This is a genomic window from Halopseudomonas pertucinogena, assembly GCF_014646575.1.
Taxonomy (GTDB): domain Bacteria; phylum Pseudomonadota; class Gammaproteobacteria; order Pseudomonadales; family Pseudomonadaceae; genus Halopseudomonas; species Halopseudomonas pertucinogena.
In genome coordinates this window covers 109,136-115,265 of the sequence record NZ_BMNN01000007.1, presented here as the reverse complement: position 1 = coordinate 115,265, position 6,130 = coordinate 109,136, and the positions used below count along the sequence as shown (strand labels likewise).

Annotated in this window: 7 protein-coding genes; 2 read left to right on the top strand and 5 right to left on the bottom strand. The window is 63.1% G+C overall.

Features of this window, described 5'->3' with window-relative positions:
- Positions 1–188 precede the first annotated feature (188 nt).
- The 3 genes from IEW63_RS13415 to IEW63_RS13405 form a co-directional block, all read right to left on the bottom strand.
- Positions 189–1,271: a 3-deoxy-7-phosphoheptulonate synthase gene (locus IEW63_RS13415; RefSeq protein ID WP_188637141.1), complete on the bottom strand. Its 1,083-nt coding sequence runs from the start codon at positions 1,269–1,271 to the stop codon at positions 189–191.
- Positions 1,272–1,901: 630 nt separating this feature from the next.
- Positions 1,902–2,825, bottom strand: a complete 924-nt coding sequence (locus IEW63_RS13410; protein WP_188637140.1) for an SPFH domain-containing protein — start codon at positions 2,823–2,825, stop codon at positions 1,902–1,904.
- A 30-nt stretch (positions 2,826–2,855) separates the two neighbouring features.
- Positions 2,856–3,326, bottom strand: a complete 471-nt coding sequence (locus IEW63_RS13405; protein WP_188637139.1) for an NfeD family protein — start codon at positions 3,324–3,326, stop codon at positions 2,856–2,858.
- A gap of 270 nt (positions 3,327–3,596) precedes the next feature.
- Between IEW63_RS13405 and IEW63_RS13400 the strand changes: the two genes are divergently transcribed.
- Entirely contained in the window at positions 3,597–4,547 is a 951-nt protein-coding gene (locus IEW63_RS13400; protein ID WP_188637138.1) for a triacylglycerol lipase, read from the top strand.
- A 65-nt stretch (positions 4,548–4,612) separates the two neighbouring features.
- On the top strand, positions 4,613–5,593 hold the full coding sequence (locus IEW63_RS13395) for a lipase secretion chaperone (protein ID WP_229710522.1): 981 nt from the start codon (positions 4,613–4,615) through the stop codon (positions 5,591–5,593).
- Here IEW63_RS13395 and IEW63_RS13390 read toward each other — a convergent pair whose 3' ends face one another.
- Positions 5,594–5,935, bottom strand: a complete 342-nt coding sequence (locus IEW63_RS13390; protein ID WP_188637137.1) for a YdbL family probable chaperone protein — start codon at positions 5,933–5,935, stop codon at positions 5,594–5,596.
- Positions 5,936–5,944: 9 nt separating this feature from the next.
- Positions 5,945–6,130 (bottom strand): YnbE family lipoprotein, encoded by a 186-nt coding sequence (locus IEW63_RS13385; protein ID WP_188637136.1) that lies wholly within the window; start codon positions 6,128–6,130, stop codon positions 5,945–5,947.

Here is a 6,130-nt window from a genome sequence, read left to right as displayed (position 1 = left end):
CCTACAATCGCTAGGTGCCGCGTGCCGATCGCCCCGGGGTCGGGGCTCCTACAATCGCTAGGTGCCGCGCGCCGATCGCCCCGGGGGCGGGGCTGCGGCAGGTTTGGGTGAAACTGTTGATCGGAGGTTGGTGTTGTAGGAGCCGCGACCCCGCGGCGATGGCGTGCGCAGCACGCCCTGCCCATCCCTCAGCCGCGCAGACGCTCAGCGGCGTCCAGCAACAGCCGCTCGGTACCGGCCCAGCCCAGACAGCCGTCGGTGATCGACACGCCGTACTCCAGCTGAGCAGTAAGCGGCTGATTGCCATCGAACAGGTGACTCTCCAGCATGACCGCTCGCAGATTGTCATTGCCGGCCAGACGCTGACCGATCACATCGTGCAATATCTCGGGCTGGCGCATCGGGTCCTTGCCGCTGTTGGCGTGACTGCAGTCAACCATGATCGCCGCCTCGACGCCGGCCCTGTTCAACTCTGCCTGAGCGCCGGCTACGCTGATCGCGTCGAAGTTCGGCCCCTGATTGCCGCCGCGCAGCACCAGGTGAGTATCCGGGTTGCCGAGCGTTTCCACCAGCGCGGGTCGGCCCAGCTCGTCCAGGCCGAAATGCTGATGCGGGTGGGCCGCGGAGCGCATGGCATCAATCGCGATGCCCATGCTGCCATCGGTGCCATTCTTGAACCCCACGGGCATATCCAGACCGCTGACCAGCTCCCGGTGAATCTGCGATTCACTGGTCCGCGCCCCGATGGCCGCCCAGCCCAGCAGGTCATCCACATAGCCAGCCACCAGCGGCTGCAGCAGCTCACTGGCCAGCGGCAGGCCCAGCTCGATCATCTGCAGCATCAGCCGGCGGGACAGCTCCAGGCCGCCCGCCATGTCCCCGCTGCCATCCAGCTGCGGGTCGTAGACCAGCCCCTTCCAGCCAATGGTGGTGCGGGGCTTCTCGATGTAGGCGCGCATCACCAGCAACATCCGGTCCTCAACCTGCGGTGCCAGTTCGGCCAGGCGCTGTGCATAGTCCAGCGCTGCATCGGCGTCATGGATGGAACAGGGGCCAATTACCACCAGCAGGCGGGGGTCATGTCCGTGGAGGATGTTGCGAATCGCTTCACGCTGGGAGCGGACCTGCTCGGCCAGCAGGGCATTGAGCGGCAGGCGCTGGCGCAGAACGGCCGGGGTAGGCAGTGGCCGCGTGCGGCGCTGGGTTGAATCGGACTGGGTCGAATTGTTCGAGACCAGGGAAAGCTGCAGGGCGGATACGGGAGAGTTCATCGTTTGTCCTTAACCGCGCGGTTCAGGCCGCGCGGTGTTCTATCGTTCTGATCTGGGTGGTGTCGTACGGTCCGGCGTCAGGCCGGTAAATCGCCAGCTGCAGTAACGGTAGGAATGCCTGAAGTAGTTGCTCATGTCTCTTTCCTCGATATGTAAGCCACTGTGGGCCGAAAAAACAAAACCCCCGGTCGGGTGGCCGACCGGGGGTTTCTGAATACTGCGGTGGGCGGCCGGTGCAGAGTGGGCCGCCTGATGGGATCAGGCCAGCCCTTGGCTAAACCAATACCCATAAAAATAAACGGAAACCGCGTCAGCAGCGCAGGCAGCAGTCGCCACGGCGTGAGCCGGGGTGCGATGGTGCTGAAGGGATGCGCTGAGTGACATGCTGTTCTCCGTTGACGTGCAGTTAACTTACTGGATTAACCGGCGGTGTTCAACTCTGGTACGGATGAAGAATGCCGGAAGCAGATGACAATAGGGTGACGGAGCCCACACTCGGAGTCAGGCTGGCGGTCTGGAGCATGTGGAGCAAAGCCTCTGTCGCCAGGGATGGCGACAGGGAGCCTACAGGGAAGTATTTACGGCGTCTTTGCGGAACATGCTCCAGACCGGCATTCACTGAGAACGCAACTAGGGCTGTTTTACCGTATCCAGCGTCCTGGTGATCGCTGCCACCGCCGCGCCGACGTTGCTCAGCTCCGCCGGCAGGATCATGGTGTTGTTGGTCTTGGCCAGCTTGCCGAACTCGTTCACGTATTGCTCGGCCACCCGCAACGCCACCGCATCCTTGCCGCCTGGGGTGGTGATCGCATCGGCGACCAGACGCAGGCCGTCAGCGGTGGCCTGGGCAATCAGTTCGATCTGCCGTGCCTTGCCCTCGGCTTCATTGATCTGACGCTCGCGCTCGGCGATGGACAGGTTGATGGTTTCCTGCTTGATCCCTTCCGAGACATTGATCTTGGCCTCCCGCTCACCCTCGGACTGGGCGACCACAGCGCGGCGCTCCCGTTCTGCGCGCATCTGCTTCTCCAATGCATCGAGGATGGTCGCCGGCAGCTCGATATCGGCGATTTCGTAACGCATCACCTTCACGCCCCAGGGCCTTGCAGCCTCATCCAGAGCCTGGACCACCTGCACGTTGATCGCCTCGCGCTCCTCAAAGGTCTTGTCCAGATCGATCTTGCCGATCACCGAGCGCAGCGTGGTCTGGGCCAGCTGGGTTGCGGCGTAGCGGTAGTTGGTGATGCCGTAGCTGGCAGCCTTGGGGTCCACCACCTGCAGGTAAATCACGCCATTGACCACCACCTGGATGTTGTCCTTGGTCACGCAGGCCTGACGATCCACATCAATCGCCTCCTCCTTCATGGTATGGCGGTAGGCGATGCGGTCGACGAAGGGGATCAGCAGATGAAAGCCGGCCTCCAGGGTTTTCGCGTATTTGCCGAGTCGCTCGACCACAAAGGCGGAACGCTGAGGGACTATCTGTGCGGTCTTGGCGATGGTGATGACGATCAGCACCAGGAACGCGAGGGCAATGAGCGTTGCGGTTTCCATTAACTGCTCCTTCTTGTTGGTTTCGTTTTATCAGGGTGCGCTGCCGTCCGGCCGGCTGCGCACCTTCAGCACTATGCCGTTGAAGCCGGTTACCCAGGCGGTATCACCGCTGCGCAGCGGCTCGCTGGATTCGGCATCCCATTTCGCTCCGTTGAGCTGTACATCCCCCGCCCCGTCGACGAAATCGGTCAGTACGGTGACCCGCTGGTTGAGCAGTCCGGCGCTGTCCAGATCATCCTCGGCACGACCACCAACCATGCCCTTCAACCAGCGGGTACAGTGGCGACGCAGGCCGAACAGGGCAACCAGGCTGATCAATGCAAAGCACAGCAACTGCACCGCGAGGCTATCGATAATGCCGAACAGGGTCAGCAGGCCCACCGCCAGCGCACCGATGCCAAAGAACGCGGCGACCAGCCCGGGCACGAAGAACTCGGAAATCAGCAGCGCCAGCCCCAGCAGCAGCCAGAAGGTATATCCATTGAGAAAACTGCCCAGCATGATCTGTCTCCCACGCGTCATCCGAACCATGAAATGCAGCCTAACAGAACAGACATCGCCGGGAAGCACAAAGTCATCACTACCGTCCGTCGGATCGATTTCATGAATGGTATTGCAACAGAGCCATCGACCAACCGGTCATCTATGGGGCCACCAGGTCACCCAGGGCGAAGAACAGCCGGCCGGGGCCGGGCCGGCTATTCTTCTGGTTCCTGTTGCGCAGTCAGGAGCCGTCACCACAACAATAACAACCAATGAAGGAAACTCCGCATGTTCCGTAAACACCTGTTCGGCAGCCTGGCGCTGACCGCCGCGCTGGTTGCCTCCGGGCAGGCTCAGGCCTCCTGGTTCAGCTCTTCCTCCGATTACACCCGAACCAAGTACCCCATCGTCCTGACGCACGGCATGCTCGGCTGGGACAGCATGCTCGGCATCGACTACTGGTACGGCATCCCCCAGGCCCTGCGCAAGGATGGCGCCACGGTGTACATCACCGAGGTCAGCCAGCTGGATACCTCCGAAGCCCGCGGCGAGCAGCTGCTGGAGCAGGTCGAGGAGATCGTCGCCATCTCCGGCAAGGGCAAGGTCAACCTGTTCGGCCACAGCCACGGCGGGCCGACCATCCGCTACGTCGCTGCGGTCCGGCCCGACCTGGTGGCCTCGGTAACCAGCATAGGCGCGCCCCACAAGGGCTCGGCGCTGGCCGACTTCCTGCGGGAGATTCCGGAAGGGTCCGCCGGCGAGGCTATCCTTTCCAGTCTGGTGAATGCCGCCGGCAAGATGATCAACTTCCTGTCGAAGAGCCCGATCGACAGCCCGATGAACTCCCTCGGCTCGCTGGAATCACTGCATACGGCGGGCGCGGCCCGCTTCAACGCCCGGTTCCCGCAGGGCATCCCCACTTCGGCATGCGGCGAGGGGGCCTACCAGGTGAACGGGGTGCGCTACTACTCCTGGAGCGGCACCAGCCCCTCGACCAACGTGCTGGACCCGTCGGATCTGATGATGATCGCCGCCGCCCAGACCTTCCCCAGGGGGGAAGCCAATGACGGTATGGTCGGCCGCTGCAGCTCCCGGCTGGGGATGGTGATCAGGGACAACTACCGCATGAACCACCTGGATGAGGTCAACCAGTTCTTCGGTCTGACCAGCATTCTGGAGACCGATCCGGTAACGGTCTATCGCCAGCAGGCCAACCGGCTGAAGAAAGCGGGACTCTGACCGCAGGCCCTGCCGGTGGAAGGCTCCGGCGGGGCTTACCCCTTTTCTGACAGTACGGTGAGCACATGAAGATGATCATCTATCTGCCGCTGGTGACCAGCGCCCTGCTGCTGGGCTGGTACCTGTTCGGCGGCAATCCCTCTCAGCCCCCCTCCCCTGCGGACATTCCGGTCGCCGGACGCAGCACGGCGGCCACCCCGCTGATATCCCCCACTACAGGCCCGTCCCGTGCATTGCCGGCACCGGTGGAACAGCCCACCAGCCTGCGCGGTACGGATATCGACGGTCAGCTTGAGGTGGACGGCATCGGCAACCTGCGCATCACCGGCCAGGTCCGTCACCTGTTCGATTACTTCCTCAGCCTGATCGGCGAGGAGGACCTGGCGGCAACGGAGCGGCGGATTCGCGATCATCTGGCTGGGCAGCTGCAACAACCGGCCCTCGGCCAGGCGCTGGCGTTGCTGGATGACTATCTCGAATATCAGCGGCAGGTCGCCGAGCTGGAAAGCCGCTTCCCGGTCAGTGAGAACCTGGAAGACCTGCTTGCCCGCGAACAGGCAGTGCAACAGCTGCGTGCCAGCCTGTTCAGCCGCGAGGCCCATGAGGCCTTCTTTGCCGGTGAGGAGATCTACAACAACTTCACCCTTGAACGTCTGATCATCGCCAGGGATGACTTCATGGATGAACGGCAGAAGGCCGAAGCCGTGGAGGCGCTCAGGGAAAGCCTGCCGGAGGAAATGCAGCAACTGCTGGTGCCCCAGCTGCATCAGGAACTGCGGGAGCAGACCCTGGCACTGCGCGATGCCGGTGCGGACGAACATGCCATCCGCGCGTTGCGCATGAACCTGCTGGGCCCGGCGGCCACCGAACGGCTTGAGGAGCTGGACGCACAGCGCGCCGAATGGCGACAGCGGGTGGCCTCCTTCGAACGGGAGCGCGATGCCATCATGGCACAGCCCGGGCTTGCCGCCACCGACCGTCAGGCGGCGGTGGACGCGCTGATGCAGGAGCAGTTCAGCGAAAGCGAGCGGCTGCGGCTGCGCTGATCACTTTTTCATCCAGACGCCGTTGAGCATTATGTATTGCCCGGACGGCGTCTTCTCCAGCGCCTTCTTGCCGGCCATGGACTCCACATCCCGCAGCTGGATGTTGTTCTCCCGGGCCAGGCGCTGATATTCCTGGCGCCGGGCATCGTTGATCTGCCGGACAATGGCAGCACCGTTGCCGCCCGGACTGACCACCCCTAGATAGCCGTCGGGCTGCTCACCGACCTGCCCCGCCGCCTTGGCGGCCGGCAGTGCCGCCATCGCCTCGTTGAGACTCATGGCCATGGCCGGTGCGCTGAGCAACACCAGCATCAGACCGATCAGTTTGATTGCGCTACGCATGGGGTTCTCCTAGAACAGTCCGCTGGATTCGCTGAACAGCGAGTCCAGCTCCTTGTCGACCTTGATGTAGATCTCGTGCTGGATCTTCACATTAAGGTTGATGTTGATCGGGTCGCTGGGCGCGGCCAGCTGCACCGTCGGCGTGCAGGCGCTCAATATCGCAACGGCTACCGCCACCACCGTCAGTCGCCACAT

Excerpts from the sequence above, each read along its gene's own strand:
- IEW63_RS13415 (WP_188637141.1), bottom strand. The coding sequence starts at position 1,271 with ATGAACTCTCCCGTATCCGCCCTGCAGCTTTCCCTGGTCTCGAACAAT.
- IEW63_RS13410 (WP_188637140.1), bottom strand. The coding sequence starts at position 2,825 with ATGGAAACCGCAACGCTCATTGCCCTCGCGTTCCTGGTGCTGATCGTC.
- IEW63_RS13405 (WP_188637139.1), bottom strand. The coding sequence starts at position 3,326 with ATGCTGGGCAGTTTTCTCAATGGATATACCTTCTGGCTGCTGCTGGGG.
- IEW63_RS13400 (WP_188637138.1), top strand. The coding sequence starts at position 3,597 with ATGTTCCGTAAACACCTGTTCGGCAGCCTGGCGCTGACCGCCGCGCTG.
- IEW63_RS13395 (WP_229710522.1), top strand. The coding sequence starts at position 4,613 with ATGAAGATGATCATCTATCTGCCGCTGGTGACCAGCGCCCTGCTGCTG.
- IEW63_RS13390 (WP_188637137.1), bottom strand. The coding sequence starts at position 5,935 with ATGCGTAGCGCAATCAAACTGATCGGTCTGATGCTGGTGTTGCTCAGC.
- IEW63_RS13385 (WP_188637136.1), bottom strand. The coding sequence starts at position 6,130 with ATGTGGCGACTGACGGTGGTGGCGGTAGCCGTTGCGATATTGAGCGCC.